Source organism: Spongiibacter sp. UBA1325, from assembly GCF_002306875.1.
GTDB classification, from domain to species: Bacteria; Pseudomonadota; Gammaproteobacteria; order Pseudomonadales; family Spongiibacteraceae; genus Spongiibacter; species Spongiibacter marinus.
In genome coordinates this window covers 81,944-101,181 of record NZ_DBTD01000006.1, presented here as the reverse complement: position 1 = coordinate 101,181, position 19,238 = coordinate 81,944, and the positions used below count along the sequence as shown (strand labels likewise).

Genomic DNA, 19,238 nt, shown 5'->3' with positions numbered 1-19,238 from the left:
GCGGACAACTGCCGCTATTTTCCTGCATCAATTCTCATTAACAGCAGCGCAATTGCGCATGCTGCCAACTCCAAAATGAGATAGCCGTACATATAAGCGTTTGCACCGCCATCAAGATATATGCCCAAAGAGCGTCCAAACGCCATGCCAAACATCAACAAAAAAACGCTAACCACAGCAACTCGCAGAGTGTTTACGTTGCTGGCCAGCAGCAACAAGATCACCCCCACCGCTGCCGACATGCCGCCGTAGGTCGCTCGCAAATCGATAACCGCAGAACTGGATGTCACCGAGCCATCAACAACAAAGCCAAAAGTCTCTAGTGGCATGGCAAAGAACAGCAGGCCGTATACAAAGAAAATCAAGGCCGTGGCAAGTACAAAGACTTTGCTCATAGTAATCAGTACTCCTGTCGTAGAACCGCTGCTAACAAAAAAAGGCTCTCGCCTGATAGCCGTCATCCGATATGCGTGGTGCAAGCCTTACGAAAAATAGCGTTAGATACCTCTACGCCTCCGGCTACGCTGCCTAAAGCCGGTGCGTCGCGCGGATGGGCTCGAATCCAAAGGCAACCGCGAACCGTAAAGCTCTTACCATAAATCACAATAAGAGCATCCGCCATGAAACAATTACTGCTTCGCATTTACGACGGTTACACCTACATTTTTGACTCAAGCAGAAATCCGCTAAGACACATACCAGACCCTGTTAGCCGGTTTTATATCATGACGATCCTGGCCGCTATGTGGAGCTTCAGTTTCGCTATGTACGTAGGCAGTATCATCTACTTTGGCATCAGTTTACCCGCTCACGTGATACTTCTACTGATGTTTTTCTTCACCATCGCCGTATTCCACGACGCAGAAAAGAACCGGTCCTCATGGTTACTCAAGCTGCGCAGTCAAAAACGCTTCAAAGCTCGATAAAGATAGTTGCACGTTCCGAGGGTTCGATGTCCCGGCCTGTAGACAGTCCGCGAAGATTCGCAAAGCCAAGCGGCCCACCCTTGCCCCAGCGCCCGCTGGGCAGTGGTGACTAATAGTTATTCGTGAAGCCAAGGGGCATAACTGAGCCCTATCAACACGCCCTCGGGACTCATAAAGCGAGCAATTGTCTGCCCCCAAGGCTCCGTGCGCGCCTCATGAATAAAAGCCTGCCCTTTCTCCTTCATTTCACACACGGCCGCCTCGACCGCCGCTGCATCGACCAGCTCAAACTCTATGGTTGAGCTAGGCTCCGCAAACTCCGCCGGCCATTCATCCTGACCAAAGCAGGACTGCGCTGCCATCGCCAGCGGCCATACCCCAAAGTGGCTCGCGCCTGGAAACCGGTCCATAAAACGATAGTCATCCATCGCTTCCAATGGCAAACCCAAAGCATCTTGATACAAAGACGCGCTCGCTGCCGGGTCTTTCGTTATTGCTGCAAAGCCTGCAATACACTTAACGTCCATTTAATCTCCTATCGCCCATAGGCGATGCTATTGAATTACACTTAACGGAGTGGTTTGTCACTTGGAATGGAGCGCCATCGCGGCAATGCATATGACGTCGGGGTTAAATTTGAGCACCCCAGCCCAGCAGCTTTATTGTCGGGCGACTGCTGCTCCTTGTCATGTCAACGAACGATAGACACTATAACCACCAATTACACCGATTGCGGTAACAGAGGATGCAACTGTATCTACCGTCTTTTTGCGAATGCCTTTCTTTCTCAGAGGCACTCCAATAAAAATATAGCCAACCACAAATGGTGCTACCGCTATACCGCAAAGCCAGCAGACGGTGCTACTTATATCCTGAACAACTGAATTCATGAAACCACTTCCTGCTGGACATTTAACGCTCAGCTAGGGGGCGAGGTGCGTAGAACTTTGTCCCCCTTGAGCGCCTTGTTATGTTTTGCTGGCACTGTGTATGTATAGTGGCAGGCATCAGGGTAAACTGGAGTAATTATGTATGACACCCTGAAGCTTGAAACATCAAGCTGGCCTGGCGTAATTAGAACCTGTGTTTGGGATAATGCCCCCTGAGACTCTAGTGACAAATTAGCAGTAAGTAGCCGGCCTTGTTCATTCGCTTGATCGAACATGACAGACGACAAAACAACGTTCTCGATCTTTGTTGGAACAGCGATAGTAAGGAAGCGAAGGTCCTGTCCCTTTACTTCAGCATTTTGGACAGTTACTTCAACACCTTCATTAAACCTAGTACCTATTGCCTCTGACTCGCACTGCCAGCCCACGCCCATTGAAGGGAATGCCAGTAGAAAGATAATAGTAAGGTTATACCTCACGAACTCTCCTTGAAACATAACGCTCGGCTTTGGGGCTGGCGTGAGGCGCAGCGGAACGACAGTCCCAGCCCCGTAGGGGCGACAACAGGCGCTTGCTACGCATCAATGGCACTTAATTACTCCAGAAACCAAAGGATACTGGCTACAGAACCTCTGGGGACGTATGAATTCCTCAAGCCTTGCATTTGCTGGACTAATAATTTCATATGATCCATCGTAGCCATCTGGGCATAGTTCCCTTGCTCTCTGCTCCCAGTAAACTTTATTGGTTTCCAGGCTGTAATTGTAGCCCCCGATTTGAGAATATTCGACGATGTAAGTATTTGCTGCTACTCGCTTATCTAGGTAGCCCGTTCTGCCTCCATAAATGCCAAAATCAGCCTTCTTATATTCGGCCGGAGCACATCCACTAAGCGTTGCCAAAATTGGAAATAAATAAACGACCCTTAACACTCAGATTTTCCTCTTGATGCGTAACGCCTTGGTAAATGCGTTTATTTTAGTTGGCGGCTTTTTTTCAAAAAAAGGTGACAGCTTAAATAAATCCATTTCACCAATTTGTTATGAGCCTTTCTTGGTTGGAGGGTCGTTAGGCGCTAGATCTGCACCAAAGAACTTAAGAAATTCTTTCTCATCACCTGCATACCACCCTTCCATTTGTAATTTTTGGCCATTTTTTGTATCTATTACCCAACGCCGCCACAGTGCAGGATAAACACCTTTTAGTCTAGGTTTAACTAGCCAGTAGGTTCCTTCATTGGGGACAAATACCTTTGAGTAAAACATATCCTCAAATACGTATCTTTCTTTAGACACCTTTTCCCATTTCGCCTCAATTTCCTCCGATTTAACTTCATAATAATCGGCGGCGAGAACAAAATTTGATACTAAAAATAAAAATATGTGTATGAGGTATTTCATTGCCCTGGGCTCATTACGCCGTAAGCAAGCGCGAAAAAACTGGAGCGAAGCGGAGGTTTTTACGTCGCGCTGCCTTACCTTGTTATGTGATTGCACTGCGCGCACCTACGATAGCAAACCAGAAAAAACCGATGCCAACTAGAACAACGGCCAAGGCGGTGTAATTGGCGGCAAAGCTCTGAATATAAATAAAAGGCGCCCCGGCCATAATTAAGGATACGAGCCCGTATGCCACTTTTGACAAAGTATTTTTGCTATCCATTGCACCACGCCACTTATTGAGAAGAAAAGTGCCACAAGGCAAATAGATAAGCATGAATACTTCAAATATCTCCATAACCTTTAAATCACATAACATTTGTATATCGCGCACGCTCGGTTTGCCCACGCGCTACTTTGGCGAAAATTACCATAAGAGTTTGAATTAATTGAAAAACAGCGCTGTATCTGAAAATACGCGACAGGGATAACGCGCATGCGTGTAAATCTTGAAGGCGGGGTCTCATAGATAGTGCCCATATATCCTTATGTGGCTGTTTTGCGGCACGTTTTTGAAAATCGCTCAGGATTAACGCGCATTCCTTGCTGGAAAAACGAGCAAGCTTGCCCGCTAAGTAAAATATACGGGATTATGACTCAACGCGGAAGGCGCGACGTTCCGCTTTTTTGTAGGCAATAAAAAGGCCTCATGATAAGAGGCCTTGTGGGGGTGTACTGCGTTGGTGGGGTTTGCGGTTACAGCAGTTCTATCGCGACTGCCGTGCCCTCACCACCACCGATACACAATGAGGCGATGCCGCGCTTTAGGCCGCGCTGTTTCAGCGCGTTGATAAGGGTAACGATTATCCGTGAGCCGGAGGAGCCGATAGGATGGCCCAGTGCACAGGCGCCGCCGTGTATGTTGACCTTGTCGGCATCTAAACCCAGCTCTTGAATAGCCAGCAGCGTGACCACGGCAAAGGCTTCGTTAATTTCAAACAGGTCAACGTCGTCGAGATTCCAACCGGCTTTTTCCAACACCTTATTGATCGCCCCGATGGGGGCCAGGGTAAATTCTGCCGGTAATTGGGCATGACTGGCGTGGGCGACGATCCGCGCAATGGGTGTTGCCCCGGCTTTTGCCGCCGCGCTTTCCGATGCCAACACCAATGCGGAGGCCCCATCGCTAATGGAGCTGGAGTTTGCCGCCGTTACGGTGCCGTCTTTCGCGAAGGCGGGTTTCAGGCTAGGGATTTTTTCAGGCTTCGCTTTGGGCGGTTGTTCGTCGGCATCGACGACCGTGTCGCCACCACGACCGGAAACGGTGACCGGCACAATTTCATCGTTGAAGGCGCCGCTTTCCATTGCTGCCACGGCTTTGCTTAGCGAAGCGATGGCAAAGTCGTCCATGGTTTCGCGGCTGATGTTGTAGTCGTCAGCGCTACGCTGGGCAAACACCCCCATTAAGCCGCCCTCGTAGGCGTCTTGCAGGCCGTCGAACAACATGGAATCGATCACTTCGCCGTGACCCATGCGCATACCGCCACGCGCTTTGGGTAACAGGTAGGGAGCCTGACTCATGTTTTCCATACCGCCAGCAACCATAATGCCGTTGCTGCCCGCTTTGATGGAGTCGTGTGCGGCGATGACGGCTTGCATGCCGGAGCCGCACATTTTGTTAACAGTGGTACAGGGCGTGGCGTCAGGCAGGCCGGCCGCCCGCGAGGCTTGTCTGGCAGGTGCCTGGCCCAGGCCAGCGGGCAACACGCAGCCCATAATCACCTCTTCCACAGCAGATGCGTCCAGGCCTGCTCGCGACACGGCTTCGGCGATACACGCCGCGCCCAACGTCGGCGAGGCAACACTGCTCAAGCTTCCCATTAGGCCGCCCATAGCGGTGCGCGCGGCACCGAGAATAACAACGTTATCTGTCATAATTGGTTTCCTATTCGTGTGCGTTTAGCATGGGTGGGCTATTAGCCTCGCCCTAGCAGAGAGCGCGCGATCACTTCTTTCATTACCTCTGAAGTACCGCCGTATATTCGTTGTACGCGGGCATCGGTAAAGGCGCGGGATACCGGGTATTCCGTGGTGTAACCGTAGCCACCAAACAACTGCAAGCAACCATCGGCAACCCGGCACTGCATTTCCGTTGCGCTGTATTTGGCCATAGAGGCGGTGGCGGCATCCAGTTCACCGCGCTTGTATTGCTGTATGCACTGCTCGACAAACGCCGCGTTCACCTGGGCATCGCTTTCCATTTCGGCAATGCGAAAACGGGTGTTTTGCAGTTGGCTGAGCGTTTGCCCGAACAGCTCGCGCTCTTTGGCGTATTCGATGGTTAAGTCCAGCACACCGCGCGCCGCCCCGCAGGCGATCACGCCAATCACCAGGCGCTCGCGCGGTAGCTCTTGCATCAGATAGGCAAAACCCTTTCCCTCTTCCCCCAGCAGCGCCGCGGCGGGTACGCGGCAGTCTTCAAAGAACAGCTCTGAGGTATCGCCACAGTGCTGGCCGATCTTACTGAGGTTTCGGCCGCGCTCGAAGCCCGGCAAGGAGGTATCGACCAGGAACAGGCTAATGCCTCGGGCACCGGCCGTGGGGTCAGTTTTCGCGGCCACAATGACCATGCCGGCGTGCTGGCCGTTGGTGATAAAGGTTTTGGAGCCATTGAGAATATAGTCGTCACCGTCTTTTTTAGCGGTGGTGCGCATGGCTTGCAGGTCACTACCCGCCCCCGGCTCGGTCATGGCAATGGCGCCGACCACTTCCCCGCTGACCATTTTCGGCAGCCAGTATTGCTTCTGCTCCTCGTTGGCAAGGTGGCTGATATACGGTGCAACAATATCTGAGTGCACCATCACGTTGGTGGCCAAGGCACCGTAGCCCATGCGCGCAATTTCGCTGGCAACCAGTGTTGAGTATTCAAAGGGAACGCCACAACCGCCGCAGTCTTCCTCTACATCGACGCATAGCAGGCCAGCTTCACCCAGGGTGTTCCAGAGCTCGCGGGGTACAATGCCCGCTTCGTCCCAGCGCTCGTAATGGGGCGCTACTTCGGCTTCCAGTACTTTGCCGAGCATGTCGGCAAACATAGCCAGTTCTTCGCGATTTACCTCGTTTGTCATTGCGCTTCTCCGAATTAACGCGGGGCCATGCGCAGCGCGCAGTCCAGGCGAATGGTTTCACCGTTGAGAATGGGGTTTTTAACGATCTGCTCAACCAACATGCCGTATTCCTTTGGCTGCCCAAGGCGCTGGGGGAACGGCAGTGTGGCGGCGAGGCTGTCTTGCACCTCTTGGGTGAAGCCCGCCATCATCGGCGTCATAAACAAACCCGGTGCGATGGTGTTTACACGAATGCCCTCGCGTGCCAATTCACGGGCGGCTTGCAGAGTCATGGCCACAACACCGCCTTTGGAGGCGCTGTAGGCAACCTGACCGATCTGGCCTTCAAACGCTGCCACTGAGGCGGTATTGACGATTGCGCCGCGCTCACCGTCGGCATTGGGCTCGCGACTGGCCATATCTGCTGCTGCCAAGCGCATAACGTTAAAGCTGCCGACCAAATTTACCTGAATCACCTTGTCAAAATTTTCCAGCGGCATGGGGCCACTCTTACCCAGAATGCGTGAACCCGGCGCAATGCCTGCACAGTTCACGGCAATACCGCAGGGGCCGTGGGCCTCGCGCGCGGCGGCAAAAGCGGCCTCAGCACTTTCTGAAGACGACACATCGCAGCGCACGAAAATACCGCCAAGCTCATCGGCAACCTGGCGACCGCGCTCTTCCTGCAGGTCAAAAATGGCGACCTTGCATCCCTCTGCTGCCAGGGCACGTGCGGCCCCCTCGCCCAAACCCGATGCCCCGCCGGTCACTACTGCTGCAACGCCGTTAAACTCCATGATTTTCCTCTTTGCTCTCTCGTTATGCTGGCCGCATACAGCACCACCGCTGACGGCCAATTTTCAGTGACAGCAGTGTCGCCCAGCCCCCAGCGGCAAGCCATGACATATTGCGGCAGGAAATTTGTTAAAAAATGCAGCTTAGGCCTTTCAACAAACGGGAAGCGTTAGGCAATATACTAATACCCATATATACTTTATGTGTATTAACCCGTTCGGCTTAGCATTGGCATAGCAGTAGTGGCGCCTGTTCAGCCTCGGTTTTGCTCCATTGGCAAACGGAGAGCCCGGCCACCGATGAACACCGACATCAGCATTGATGACATTATTAACGGGGTAGACAAGCACGAGTTCGAATTGCGCTTCTCTCCCCAGGTTGACCTCAGTAAGGGCGTGGTCACCGGCATGGACACCAATCTGGTTTGGGCAAAAGATGGCTACGAGACCTTAACCAAGTCAGCCATATTGGGCATTCTTGATCGCCACAATAAGCGTATTGGCTTTTTCCTCTACTATTTGCTGCGCGCGCTCAAAGCCCATGCCGAGCTGCAGCGTATGGGCCATCACTTTCCCTTGAGCATCACCCTGCGGCCCAGCGAGCTGGCCAGCGAGGGCTTTTTTAATGCTGTGACACAGATATTTCACGACAGCGGTGCCTCAGCACGGGACATCACTCTGCAATTGCCCCCCACCTTGTTCGACGACTTCTACAACCACTTGCCAACACTTGGCCGACTCATCGACTTTGGTTTTAAAATATCGATTCGGGATTTCTATCAAGACCCAAACACCCTGAGCAAAGTAAGCAGGGATGTTATTCACGAAGTGGTGACACCTCCGGGCCTCGGCCAACGGCTGACCACCAGCACCAAAGCCTCCGACAACTTACGCAAACTCGTTGACGCGGCCACAAGCCAGCAATGGCGTTGCGTGGTGGATGGCATTGGCAACCGACACTGCCTGGACGCCGCCGCCGCGCAGGGTGCCCGCGTTGTACAAGGCCGCTACTTTGGCGAAGGCCTGACCCTCGAGGCCGCGCGACAACTCCTGGACTCCCAGCTCAGCAAGCGCTGACCCGGCCAGCTCGCTGGTATTCCCCCTGCACAAATACTGTCCTTAGTGTTGATTTGGCCGCCCCCACCGGCACGACCTCAGTAAATGTAAAATCATATATTCCAAAATAGAATAACCATATTCCTTGAAGTTATTAAGCTGAGACGCTACGTTAGAGACTCACTTTCCACTACCGGAGCCTATTGCGATGGAAGACACCCAACAGCCCGTGGCCGGACTACCACGGATCAACGAACCTGCTCCCGACTTTAATGCCCTGACGACCGACGGCCAAAAGCAGTTGAGCGATTACCGCGGTAAATGGCTGGTGCTGTTTTCCCACCCCGCCGACTTTACCCCGGTGTGCACAACGGAATTTATCGCCTTTGCCAAAGCGGCCCCCGACTTTGCCGCACTCAACTGTGAATTACTCGGTCTATCGATCGACAGTATTCACTCCCACATTGCCTGGATGCGTAATATTCAGCAGAACTTCGGTGTGGAAATTCCCTTCCCGATTATCGAAGACCTGAAGATGGACGTTGCCAAAGCCTACGGCATGATCCATCCGGGTGCGGGCGATACCTCGGCAGTACGCGCGACCTTTATCATCGACCCCAACGGCGTGCTGCGTGCAATGGTGTACTACCCAATGAGTAACGGCCGCTCAATTCCCGAGTTTTTGCGCCTATTGGAAGCACTGCAAACCAGTGAAGAACACGGCGTAGCCACCCCCGAAGGCTGGAAAAAAGGCGACAAGGTGATTGTTCCACCTGCCAAAACCGCCGCTGATGTAAATGCCCGCATGGCGTCCAACGACTATGACTGCACAGACTTCTACTTCTGTACCAAGTCTTTGTAAAACGCGGCCACATGTAAGGGAGAAACCATGAAAACCGTTCACGATATGGTTGAAGAGGCAAAAGGCCACATTCAGGAAGTTAATGTCGACGAGGCCAAGCAGGCGATAGCCGATGCTGACTACTTAATAGACGTGCGTGAGGAAGATGAGTTTCACGCCGGGCATATTGAGGGCGCAATCAATATTCCACGCGGTGTGCTGGAGTTTAAACTCAGCAGCGAGGAGGCCCTGGCTGACCGCATGCAGAAAGTGGTGCTCTATTGTAAAAGTAGTGGCCGCTCAGCGCTGGCAGCCGCAGCAATGAAGGAAATGGGCTATCAGCAGGTGGTCTCGCTTGCTGGCGGTATCGAAGCCTGGCAAGCGGCCGACCAAGCGGTGGTCACGCCAAACCTGCCGGATTTTGAATAAGTCGCTGATATAAAAAAACCGCTATGGCTCTCACCATAGCGGTTTTTACTTCCTGCCAGTTTTGGCTTTTTTTATAATTTCTTAGAACACTTCAAACAGCGCTGCAGCGCCCATACCGCCACCGATACACATGGTCACCACGGCGTATTTTTCACCGCGACGCTTGGCTTCCAGCAAGGCGTGGCCCACCAGACGCGCACCACTCATACCGAAGGGGTGGCCAATAGAGATACCGCCGCCATTCACGTTCAATTTGTTGTTGTCGATACCCAACTGGTCGCGGCAGTAAATTACCTGACAGGCGAAGGCTTCGTTCAGCTCCCAGATGCCGATATCGTCGACTTTCAAACCCTGACGCTTAAGCAGCTTGGGAATCGCAAACACGGGACCAATGCCCATTTCGTCGGCCTTGCAGCCGGCAACAGCCATACCGCGGTAAGCGCCCAGAGGTGCCAGGCCCAATTGCTCGGCGCGCTTGGCTTCCATCAATACGCTGGCTGAGGCGCCGTCTGACAACTGCGAGGCATTCCCGGCAGTAATGAAGCGACCTTCTTTCACCCACTGGCCGTCTTTCCAAACCGGCGCCAGACCTTGCAGGCTTTCCAGTGTGGTGGAGGGGCGATTGCACTCGTCGCGATCCAGCACCACGTCTTTGTAAGTAACTTCTTTGGTTTCTTTGTTAAACACTGACATGCGCGTCGCAAAGGGCACGATCTCGTCGTTAAACAAACCGGCTTCCTGCGCCGCCGCAACACGCATCTGGCTTTGCAGCGCGTATTCATCCTGCGCTTCACGGCTGATGCCATAGCGCTCGGAAACAATCTCTGCGGTTTCGATCATCGGAATATACGCCGTGGGATCGATTTCCGTCACCGTTTTTGAAACGTTGCGGTAGGTGTTCTTGTGCTTGGTTTGCACCAGCGAAATCGACTCCAGGCCACCGGCAACGGCAACGTCCATTTCGTCACACATAATCGACTTCGCGGCCCAGGCGATGGTCATCAAACCAGAGCTGCACTGGCGGTCGATAGTCATGCCCGCCGTGGTGTCAGGCAAACCCGCGGCAACGCTACACAGACGGCCCAGGTTGTAGCCCTGTGTGCCCTGCTGTGCAGCGGTACCCATGATCACATCTTCAACCGATGCGGGGTCGATACCCGCTTTTTCCACCGCGGCTTTTACCGCGTGACCACCCATTGCCGGGGCTTCGGTGTCGTTCAGGGCACCGCGAAAGGATTTACCCATGCCGGTACGGGCGGTAGAGACGATGACGGCTTCTTTCATGTTGAACCTCGTTCGCTTAGGCGCCGCATGTCCGTGCGACGCCGGGATTGAATTCTATTAGCTCTGTGCTGGCTGCGATAGCCTAACGCGCCTTAGGCCCGTTGCGAAGAGCAGCTGATGATTTCTCCGGTCAGGTAGCTGGAATAATCTGACGCCAAAAACATCATGACGTTAGCCACTTCCCACACCTCGGCGCCGCGCCCGAAGGCTTCGCGGCCTTCCAGTTCGGCCAGCAATTCTTCTGGCGCTGATTTCTTCAGCATCGGGTGAACTGCCAGCGACGGCGACACGGCGTTAATACGAACGCCAAAATCGGCTGCTTCCAGCGCCGCGCAACGCGTCAGTGCCATAACACCCGCCTTGGCAGCGGCATAGTGAGACTGCTCTTTTTGCGCGCGCCAGCCCAGTACCGAGGCATTGTTAACGATCACGCCAGCACCGCGACCCTTCATGGTGCGCATCATCTGGCGAGTCATGCGCATAGTGCCATTTAGGGTAACGTCGATGACCTTGTCCCACTCGGCGTCTTCCATGTCGATCAATGACTTGGTGGTGCCAAGACCCGCGTTGTTAATCAATACGTCCACGCCACCGCAGAACTCTTCAGCAAAACCAATCAGCGCCTGTACGTCGTCCTCGACGGCAACATTGCAGACTTTACCAGCAACTTGCTCCAAGCCCGTTTCGCTTTTTAAACGCTCCACGGCGTCGTTCAGGCGGCCTTCGTGAATGTCGCTGATCACGATGCTGCGACAGCCCTCTTCCACGGCGCGCTTAGCCGCCGCAAAGCCAATGCCGGCACCTGCCGCGGCGGTAATCAATACCGACTTGCCCTTGAGCAGGCCGTGGCCTGCCACGTATTCTGGAATCTTCACACTCATTCTATCGCTCCATTGCGCGCCGATCAGCGCGGCGCGTTTTTAACTGTCGTTGTGGTTGTTTGTTACGGCTTTACCACTTGGGTTCTTTGGGCATTCCCAAGCCGCGCTCGGCAATAATATTGCGCTGAATCTGGTTGGTGCCGCCGTAAATGGTATCTGAGCGGGTAAACAGGAATAGCGACTGCAGACGGTTTAGCTCGTAGGGCGCCTCCGGCAAAATCGTCGCCTCCGGCCCCATAATATCCACCGCCAGCTCACCGAGGTCGCGGTGCCAGCTCGCCCAGTATAGTTTGTAGATCAACGCCTCTTTTTGCAGGCTGCCGTCACCCTTGTCGCCAGACAGCATACGCATGCTGTTGTAGCGCATGATTTTCAGGCCAATGTGAGCCTGGGCAATTCGCTGGCGGATCTGAGGGTCGTTAGCCGCGCCGTTTTCACGGGCCAGTTTTACCACCTCGTTAAGCTCATTCTGGAAGGCCATTTGCTGACCGAGTGTGGACACGCCGCGCTCAAAACCGAGCAAGCCCATCGCCACTTTCCAGCCGTCGCCGGGTTCGCCAACAATGTCATCGGCATCGCACTCGGCGTCGTCAAAGAACACTTCGTTAAACTCTGATGTGCCGGTAATTTGCTCGATGGGGCGCACCGTCACACCGGGTTGATCCATTTTTACCAGGAAGAAACCCAGCCCTTTATGCGCTTTTGAATCAGGGTCGGTGCGGGCGATAACAAAGCAGTATTCCGACTCGTGGGCCAGTGAGGTCCAGACCTTCTGGCCATTGATTACCCACTTGCCTTTCGCCTCGTCAAAGCGGGCCTTGGTTTTTACATTGGCCAGGTCTGAGCCTGCTCCCGGCTCGGAATAGCCCTGACACCAGAATTCGGTACCCGCCAGAATACCCGGCAGATACTTGGCTTTTTGTGCCTCGCTGCCAAAGGCAATTAGTGTTGGTCCGGTAAGGCCGTCGCCGATATGGCCCATACGACCGGGCGCACCAGCGCGGGCGTATTCTTCATAAAAAATAACTTGCTGCTCGATCGACAAACCACGGCCGCCGTATTCCGTTGGCCAACCCACACAGGTCCAACCGCCTTCGGCCAGTTTTTGCTCCCAGCGTTTGCGCTCCTCGGGGAACATATGTTCGTCGCCGGGGCCACCGCGAAATTTGAGCTGGGCAAACTCACCGGTAAGATTGTCGGCCAACCAGCCCGCAATCTCTTTGCGGAAGGCTTCGTCTTTTTCGCTGAATTGTAATTTCATACTTGCTCTCGCTTAGCGTATTCGTTGCACACGCAGATCGTCGCGCGATCTATTTGCCTGCCAATGGCTGCTTATTACTTTGTGGCTATTCGCCGTCGAGCAGCAGGGAGGCAATATTTTCGCGGTGTTGATCGCTGTTACCCAGCAGGTGTTCGCTGGCTTTGGCGCGTTTGAAATACAGGTGAACGTCGTATTCCCAGGTGAAGCCCACACCGCCGTGCATCTGCATGGCTTCGCCAGCATTTTTGAAATACGCCTCGGAGCACCAGGCCTTGGCGATACTGGCGGCTTCGGGGAGTTCGGCGCTAAGCTCGCCACCGTTGAGGGCTTCGTCGGCAACACAGGCTGCGTAGTAAATGGATGAGCGCGCTACTTCGTTGCGCATCATCATGTCGGCCGCTTTGTGCTTAATAGACTGGAAGCTAGCAATCGGGCGATTAAATTGCTTGCGCTCTTGGGTGTACTCCACCGCTGAAGACAGCAATTGCTGCATGCCGCCCGCTTGCTCTGCTGCCAGCGCAACAGTGGCCAGTTGCAGAGTTTTATTCAGTGCATCGGCCCCATCGTCTGACTCACACGTCAGCTTGGCACCGGCAGGCACGCGCAGGTCTTTAAGTTGTATGGCTGCCTGGCGACGCGTCTGGTCCATGGTCGGTAGTGCTTGGCGTTCAATACCGGCCGCTGTGGCATCCACAGCGAACAGCTGCACCGCATCGTTACCTTCTTCTTTAGCCGCAAGAATCAGCAATTCGGCACTGGCGCCGTCGATAACATAGCGGTAGTCACCGTTTAGCAGATAATCGTCGCCGTCCTTGCACGCGCTAGCGCTGACCGAGTCGGCTGTCCAGCCGCCAGTATTACTCCACGCCAGCGTGGCAGTTTTGCCTTCGCAAATCGCGCCCAGGTGCTCGGCCTTTTGCTCTTCGGAACCCGCACACAACAGTGCATTGGTGGCCAGGCACACGGTTGAGAAATACGGCGCGCACAGCAGGTAGCGGCCCATTTGTTCAACAATGGCGATCAGCTCAATATAGGAAAGCCCGAGACCACCGTAGGCCTCGGGAATATGAATGGCTTGCCAGTACATCTCACCACACAGGCGCTGCCATAGCTCGGCATCGTAACCCAGCTCAGACACCATTGCGGTGCGCACCGCTTCGCTGGTGGATGTATCTTTAAGAAAGGCCTCCGCCGTATCGCGGATCATTTGCTGTTCGTCGGTAAACGCAAAATCCATACAGACTCCAGTTCACGACGGAGACCCCGTGACCTTACAGCCGCAGCTGCAAGCGCACAAAGGGACCGTCTTCAAAGTCGAATTCACCGCCCTTCTCGGCGTCGAATTCGATGTCACCAAATCCCAGCTGAATTGCTGAGTTTTGAAAGATTGATATTTCAGCACTAAGCGACCATTCGCTGTAGCCGTCCACGTCGCTAAAACCAGTGGCTTCAGGGCCGTAGTAAATACCGCCGCGCAAACGTAGTACGTCGTTCAGTGGCAGACTCAGATCACCGCCAAAGGCCATAACGCCACCATCGAAACCGCTGTCGTCGGCCGTCAGCGTCACTGCTTTGGCACCCACGCGGCCGGTTAAGGCGCCGCGACGGCCGTTGGCATACAGGCCGGCAGACAGCAGGTCTGCATCGTCTTCGTGGTGCAACCAGTCGAACTGCGCACTGGTTTCGGGGCCGATGTCGCCGGCAATCGACGCCCCAAAGCTTTCGTCGCCAAAGCGGAAGGCAACGCCTCCCGCCATAGCGCTATGCGCAGTGGTGGCAAGCAGTACGGCAGCGAGTAGCGGTGATTTCATGGTGTTGATTCTCCGTGGATTGATGTCCTAGAAAATCAGCTACCATACACTTTCTGCGCGGGAACTGCCTCTGCCAATAGCTTCTCGACAGCCTGGCCAACTTCCGCTGGTGCCCAGCGATCGCCTTTATCGACCTCAGGGCCTTTACGCCAGCCATCGGCAATGGAAATTTTGCCGCCCTCGGCTTCAAATACTTTGCCGCTCACTGAGGCTGCTTCCGCGCTCGCCAACCACACCAACAATGACGACACGTTTTCCGGTGCCCAATAGTCAAAGCTGCCATCTTCCGGCTTGGCCATGCGCTGCGCCATGGATTCGACAGCGGTTGTCATGCCCGTGCGGGCCGCTGGTGCAATCGCATTGGCGGTAATGCCGTAGCGCGCCAGCTCGGCGGCCTGGTTAAGCGTAAGCGCCGCAATACCGGCCTTGGCCGCTGCGTAGTTCGACTGACCGACAGAGCCTTGCAGGCCAGCGCCGGAGGTGGTGTTGATAATGCGTGCGTCCACGGCCTTGCCCTCTTTAGACTGACCGCGCCAGTAGTGAACCGCATGGGAGGTGATGCAGAAATGGCCCTTCAGGTGAACCGCCATAATGGCGTCCCAATCGGCTTCGGTCATTGAGGCGAACATGCGGTCGCGGTTAATACCCGCGTTGTTCAGCACCACATGCAGGTCGCCAAAGGTATCAATGGCCTGCTTTACCGCATTGAGGCTATCGTCGTAGTTGGTGATATCTGAGGTGTTAACAATCGCGGTGCCGCCAGCGGCCGTAATCTCGTCAACCACTTTTTGCGCAGCGTCTTGATTAATATCGTTAACGATCACCTTGGCGCCTTCACTGGCAAATACCTTGGCGTGTGCCGCGCCCAAACCACCACCGGCACCGGTGATAATCACTACACGATCCTGACAAATACCCATTGCAGATCCTCTCTTGTTTCTTCTTCTGCGCCGATCACACGGCGCGCTTAAATTGGAATGACCACCGCTACTGAGAGCGTCAGCTGCATGTGGCTGGCTAGGCGCCGAGACGTTTTAAGTCGGGAGTTTACAAAGCCGTAAATGACCGTCTTAAAAAGGCTTGGCAACGCCGCCAGCCGCTTGCAGATGGCGTTCCGCTATAGACGCTCGATGATGGTGACATTCGCCTGGCCACCACCCTCACACATGGTCTGCAAACCATAGCGACCGCCGCTGCGCTCCAGCTCATGCAACAGCGTTGTCATCAAGCGCGTGCCGGTCGCTCCCAGTGGGTGACCCAGAGCGATGCCGCCGCCGTTGATATTGGTTTTAGCGTGGTCGTAGCCGGTTTCCTTAAGCCACGCCATGACGACTGAGGCAAAGGCTTCGTTGATTTCAACAACGTCGATATCCGCCAGGCTCATGCCGGCTTTTTTCAGAGCATACTCCGTGGCGGGAATCGGCGCAGTCAGCATCCAAATTGGATCGTCTGCGCGCACACTCATATGGTGAATACGTGCACGCGGCGTTAAGTTATAACGCTTGAGCGCCGCTTCGCTCACCACCAACAAGGCGCTTGAGCCGTCACAGGTTTGGCTGGACACCGCGGCAGTGACTTTGTCGCAACCGAACAGGTAATCCAGCTCGGCCATTTTTTCCAAGCTCGTCTCGCGGGGTGTTTCATCGTGTTGAACGCCAGCCAGGGGCAGCACTTCACGGTCAAAGCGGCCTTCTTTAATCGCCTGCAATGCGCGGCGGTGCGATTCCAGCGAGTACTCTTCCAGATCGCGACGACTCAGCTCCCACTTGTCGGCAATCATCTGCGCGGAGTTGAATTGCGTTGGCGGCTTAGCGCCGTAACGGGCAACCCAGCCTTCAGAGCCGGAGAACGGGTCTTTAAAGCCCAGCGGCTCAGCGGCTGTCATGGCCGACGAAATGGGGATCTGGGTCATGGTTTGCACGCCGCCGGCAATCACCACATCTTGCGTGCCAGACATTACCGCCTGCGCCGCGAAGTGAACCGCCTGCTGTGAGGAACCACACTGACGGTCAATAGTCGTACCCGGCACCTCTTGCGACAAACCCGCTGCCAGCCAAGCCGTGCGCGCGATGTCACCAGCCAAGGGGCCGATGGTATCGACGCAGCCGAAGATCACATCGTCGTATTCGTTATCGGGAATGCCGTTGCGCTCAACAATGGCTTTGAGCACGTGAGCGCCGAGGTCGGCGCCGTGGATCTGCGCCAAGCCGCCCTTGCGACGCCCGGTGGGGCTTCTCACTGCATCGACAATATAGGCTTCTACCATGATAGTTTCCTCTTATTGCCCGCTTAGCAGGCGATAACCGTCAATTAAAAAGTTGCGCCGGCACCGAGTGCGGCGTTATCGGCCAGCAGTGCGGCGGCCACGCGATTTTTATGGAAGCCCGCCGTGCCATAACTGCTGTTAAATGCCCAGGCGCGCTTCATAAAGATGTGCAGGTCCACTTCCCAGGTGTAGCCCATCGCACCGTGAACCTGGATGCTGTTTTTCGCCGCGAGGTCGGCCACTTCACAGGCGGCCAGTTTCGCGTGGCTCACCGACAATTCTGCGCGCGGCGTGTCGTTGGCAATGTCATAGGCGGCGCGATAAACCGGTGTTTTGGCGTATTCCAGTTTGTAGGCGATATTCGCCATATGGTGCTTAACGGCCTGGAAGCTGCCAATGGCCACGCCGAACTGCTTGCGCTCGCTGGTGTATTGCACCGACAGATCAATCATTCGTTGAGCCAGACCCAGCGACTGCGCGGCCACACCCAGTGCGCCGCGATTCAACGCTTTGTTGATCAACGCCTGAGCAGTATCGCCGTCGGCCAGGCAAACCGCCGCCGCGGGGTCGAAGTCCACAGCAAACAATTTGCGACCGGGGTCGACAGATTCGTTGGCGCGCAGGCTGGCATTGGCGGCTTCTACCGCATAGATCGCGCCGTCTTTTTCCAGCAGCAGCAGGTCGGCGCAGTGGGCGTCTTCCACTAACTTGTTGACCGCTAGGCCCACCACAGCACGCGCCTCACCCGAAGCGATTTTTGGCAACCACTGCTCCGCAATCGCGCTATTACCACATTCACTAAGCAGCGGCGTTGCCACTAGCACGCTATTCACCAGCGGCTCAGACAGGGCGACGTATCCGGCTTCCTGAGCCAGCAGGACGAAGTCCAGTTCGTTCATGCCCAGCCCGCCGAAGTCTTCGGGAACAGTCAGCCCGGTCAGGCCCAACTCCGCCAATTGCTGCCACAGTTCATCGCTGCGACCGCTATCGGTTTCCCACAACTGACGAATTTTGTCGGGGGTAATTTCATTCACCAGAAAGTCGCGCACTGATTCCTGAAACAAGAGCTGATCTTCGCTAAAGGTAAAGTCCATGTCAGTCTCCTTATTTGCGCGGCATGCCGAGCATACGCTCTGCAATGATGTTGCGTTGAATCTCGTTGGTGCCGGCGTAAATCGGCCCGGACTGGGCAAACAGCCAACCGTCTAACCAGCGGCCAACGTCACCGGCATCGGGCGACTCGGGCAGCAGCTCGCCGCGGGTTTCAAGAATTTTCAGCGCGGTGGCGTGCATTTGCTGGTCGAGCTCAGACCAGAAAATTTTATTGGTCGAGGCCTCGGCACCGATTTTTCCACCCTGCATTAGACGGCAGGCGGTTTGGTAGGTCGTCAGGCAGTACGCCTCGGCATCCATATAGGCGCGCAGCACTGCTTCGCGAATGCTGGGATCTTCATCGGCCGTTTCTTGATTAGCTTTGTAGAGCTCTACCAAGCGTTTCGCTGTTTCCTGGAAACGCGCCGGTGAGCGCAGCATCAAACCGCGTTCAAAACCCGCGGTGGCCATCGCCACGCTCCAGCCCTCACCTTCACCGCCCAGACGGCAGTCGACAGGCACTTTGACATTGTCGAAGAAGATTTCAGCAAAGCCCGGCAAGCCGTCCAACTGCGGAATAGGACGAACGGTAATGCCCTCGCTGTCCAGTGGCACCAGAATAAAGGTCAGGCCGCGATGGCGCTCTGACTCGGGGTCGGTGCGGAACATACCAAAACACCAATCGGCCCATACCGCGCGGGTCGACCAGGTTTTTTGACCGTTGATAATGTAGTGGCTACCGTCTTCGCTAAGGTCTGCTCGCGAGCGGATGGCGGCCATATCAGAACCGGCATTCGGCTCAGACCAACCCTGACACCAAATATCTTTGCCGGTGGCCATACCATTGAGGAAGCGCTTTTTCTGCTCTTCGGTGCCGTACTCCATCAGGGTGGGGCCAAGCAGGAAAATGCCGTTTTGGTTTACCCGCAGTGGCGCAGACGCCGCGTAGTACTCTTCTTCAAAGATCAACCACTGTAATAGGTCGGCGCCACGGCCACCCATTTCTTCCGGCCAGGTGATCATTCCCCAGCGGCCTTCGTACAATTTGGCCTCCCACTCGCGGTGCTGCTGGAAGCCTTCTTCGGTGTCGAAGGACTTCAAGGGCTCGGCGGGAACATTGGCCTTTAACCAGCTGCGAACTTCTTCGCGAAAGGCTTGGTGCTCTGCGGTGTATTCGAGTTTCATGGGTGATTCTCGTCTCGGTTCAGCGGCGGGCGGTGC

Annotated in this window: 20 protein-coding genes; 3 read left to right on the top strand and 17 right to left on the bottom strand. The window is 55.0% G+C overall.

Going from position 1 to position 19,238, the window contains the following annotated elements; genetic code table 11:
* Nucleotides 1-14: 14 nt before the first annotated feature.
* From B3K78_RS06235 to B3K78_RS06200, 8 genes are all read right to left on the bottom strand, one after another.
* Nucleotides 15-395 (bottom strand): DUF4345 family protein, encoded by a 381-nt coding sequence (locus tag B3K78_RS06235; RefSeq protein WP_204996899.1) that lies wholly within the window; start codon nucleotides 393-395, stop codon nucleotides 15-17.
* Between the two features lie 647 nt (nucleotides 396-1,042).
* Nucleotides 1,043-1,453: a VOC family protein gene (locus B3K78_RS06230; protein WP_286694756.1), complete on the bottom strand. Its 411-nt coding sequence runs from the start codon at nucleotides 1,451-1,453 to the stop codon at nucleotides 1,043-1,045.
* A gap of 159 nt (nucleotides 1,454-1,612) precedes the next feature.
* Nucleotides 1,613-1,816: a hypothetical protein gene (locus tag B3K78_RS06225; RefSeq protein WP_286694755.1), complete on the bottom strand. Its 204-nt coding sequence runs from the start codon at nucleotides 1,814-1,816 to the stop codon at nucleotides 1,613-1,615.
* A 1,040-nt stretch (nucleotides 1,817-2,856) separates the two neighbouring features.
* Nucleotides 2,857-3,216, bottom strand: a complete 360-nt coding sequence (locus tag B3K78_RS06220; RefSeq protein WP_286694754.1) for a hypothetical protein — start codon at nucleotides 3,214-3,216, stop codon at nucleotides 2,857-2,859.
* Nucleotides 3,217-3,298: 82 nt separating this feature from the next.
* Nucleotides 3,299-3,589 (bottom strand): hypothetical protein, encoded by a 291-nt coding sequence (locus B3K78_RS06215; RefSeq protein ID WP_286694753.1) that lies wholly within the window; start codon nucleotides 3,587-3,589, stop codon nucleotides 3,299-3,301.
* Between the two features lie 362 nt (nucleotides 3,590-3,951).
* Complete coding sequence (locus tag B3K78_RS06210) at nucleotides 3,952-5,130, bottom strand: thiolase family protein (RefSeq protein WP_286694752.1); 1,179 nt, start codon at nucleotides 5,128-5,130, stop codon at nucleotides 3,952-3,954.
* Between the two features lie 41 nt (nucleotides 5,131-5,171).
* Nucleotides 5,172-6,323, bottom strand: coding sequence for an acyl-CoA dehydrogenase family protein (locus tag B3K78_RS06205; RefSeq protein WP_286694751.1), 1,152 nt, complete (start codon nucleotides 6,321-6,323; stop codon nucleotides 5,172-5,174).
* A 14-nt stretch (nucleotides 6,324-6,337) separates the two neighbouring features.
* Nucleotides 6,338-7,099 carry an SDR family NAD(P)-dependent oxidoreductase gene (locus B3K78_RS06200; protein WP_286694750.1) on the bottom strand — a complete coding sequence of 254 codons (762 nt, stop codon included), beginning with the start codon at nucleotides 7,097-7,099 and terminating at the stop codon, nucleotides 6,338-6,340.
* Nucleotides 7,100-7,396: 297 nt separating this feature from the next.
* Between B3K78_RS06200 and B3K78_RS06195 the strand changes: the two genes are divergently transcribed.
* From B3K78_RS06195 to B3K78_RS06185, 3 genes are all read left to right on the top strand, one after another.
* A complete protein-coding gene (locus B3K78_RS06195) occupies nucleotides 7,397-8,173 on the top strand; it encodes an EAL domain-containing protein (protein WP_286694749.1) in 777 nt (258 codons plus the stop codon).
* 187 nt (nucleotides 8,174-8,360) lie between these two features.
* Nucleotides 8,361-9,014 (top strand): peroxiredoxin, encoded by a 654-nt coding sequence (locus B3K78_RS06190; protein ID WP_204996889.1) that lies wholly within the window; start codon nucleotides 8,361-8,363, stop codon nucleotides 9,012-9,014.
* A gap of 27 nt (nucleotides 9,015-9,041) precedes the next feature.
* A complete protein-coding gene (locus tag B3K78_RS06185) occupies nucleotides 9,042-9,422 on the top strand; it encodes a rhodanese-like domain-containing protein (RefSeq protein ID WP_204996888.1) in 381 nt (126 codons plus the stop codon).
* Between the two features lie 81 nt (nucleotides 9,423-9,503).
* On the opposite strand, the gene B3K78_RS06180 is transcribed toward B3K78_RS06185, so the two are convergent.
* From B3K78_RS06180 to B3K78_RS06140, 9 genes are all read right to left on the bottom strand, one after another.
* On the bottom strand, nucleotides 9,504-10,706 hold the full coding sequence (locus B3K78_RS06180; RefSeq protein ID WP_286694748.1) for an acetyl-CoA C-acyltransferase: 1,203 nt from the start codon (nucleotides 10,704-10,706) through the stop codon (nucleotides 9,504-9,506).
* Between the two features lie 92 nt (nucleotides 10,707-10,798).
* On the bottom strand, nucleotides 10,799-11,587 hold the full coding sequence (locus B3K78_RS06175; RefSeq protein WP_286694747.1) for an SDR family oxidoreductase: 789 nt from the start codon (nucleotides 11,585-11,587) through the stop codon (nucleotides 10,799-10,801).
* A 70-nt stretch (nucleotides 11,588-11,657) separates the two neighbouring features.
* On the bottom strand, nucleotides 11,658-12,848 hold the full coding sequence (locus B3K78_RS06170; RefSeq protein ID WP_286694746.1) for an acyl-CoA dehydrogenase family protein: 1,191 nt from the start codon (nucleotides 12,846-12,848) through the stop codon (nucleotides 11,658-11,660).
* Nucleotides 12,849-12,933: 85 nt separating this feature from the next.
* Nucleotides 12,934-14,085, bottom strand: a complete 1,152-nt coding sequence (locus tag B3K78_RS06165) for an acyl-CoA dehydrogenase family protein (RefSeq protein ID WP_286694745.1) — start codon at nucleotides 14,083-14,085, stop codon at nucleotides 12,934-12,936.
* Between the two features lie 34 nt (nucleotides 14,086-14,119).
* On the bottom strand, nucleotides 14,120-14,659 hold the full coding sequence (locus B3K78_RS06160; RefSeq protein WP_286694744.1) for a YfaZ family outer membrane protein: 540 nt from the start codon (nucleotides 14,657-14,659) through the stop codon (nucleotides 14,120-14,122).
* 35 nt (nucleotides 14,660-14,694) lie between these two features.
* A complete protein-coding gene (locus B3K78_RS06155) occupies nucleotides 14,695-15,579 on the bottom strand; it encodes an SDR family oxidoreductase (RefSeq protein ID WP_286694743.1) in 885 nt (294 codons plus the stop codon).
* Nucleotides 15,580-15,776: 197 nt separating this feature from the next.
* A complete protein-coding gene (locus tag B3K78_RS06150; RefSeq protein ID WP_286694742.1) occupies nucleotides 15,777-16,925 on the bottom strand; it encodes an acetyl-CoA C-acetyltransferase in 1,149 nt (382 codons plus the stop codon).
* Between the two features lie 44 nt (nucleotides 16,926-16,969).
* Nucleotides 16,970-18,019, bottom strand: coding sequence for an acyl-CoA dehydrogenase family protein (locus tag B3K78_RS06145; protein ID WP_286694741.1), 1,050 nt, complete (start codon nucleotides 18,017-18,019; stop codon nucleotides 16,970-16,972).
* 10 nt (nucleotides 18,020-18,029) lie between these two features.
* The coding region (locus tag B3K78_RS06140; RefSeq protein ID WP_286694740.1) for an acyl-CoA dehydrogenase at nucleotides 18,030-19,238 on the bottom strand (1,209 nt) is incomplete at its 5' end.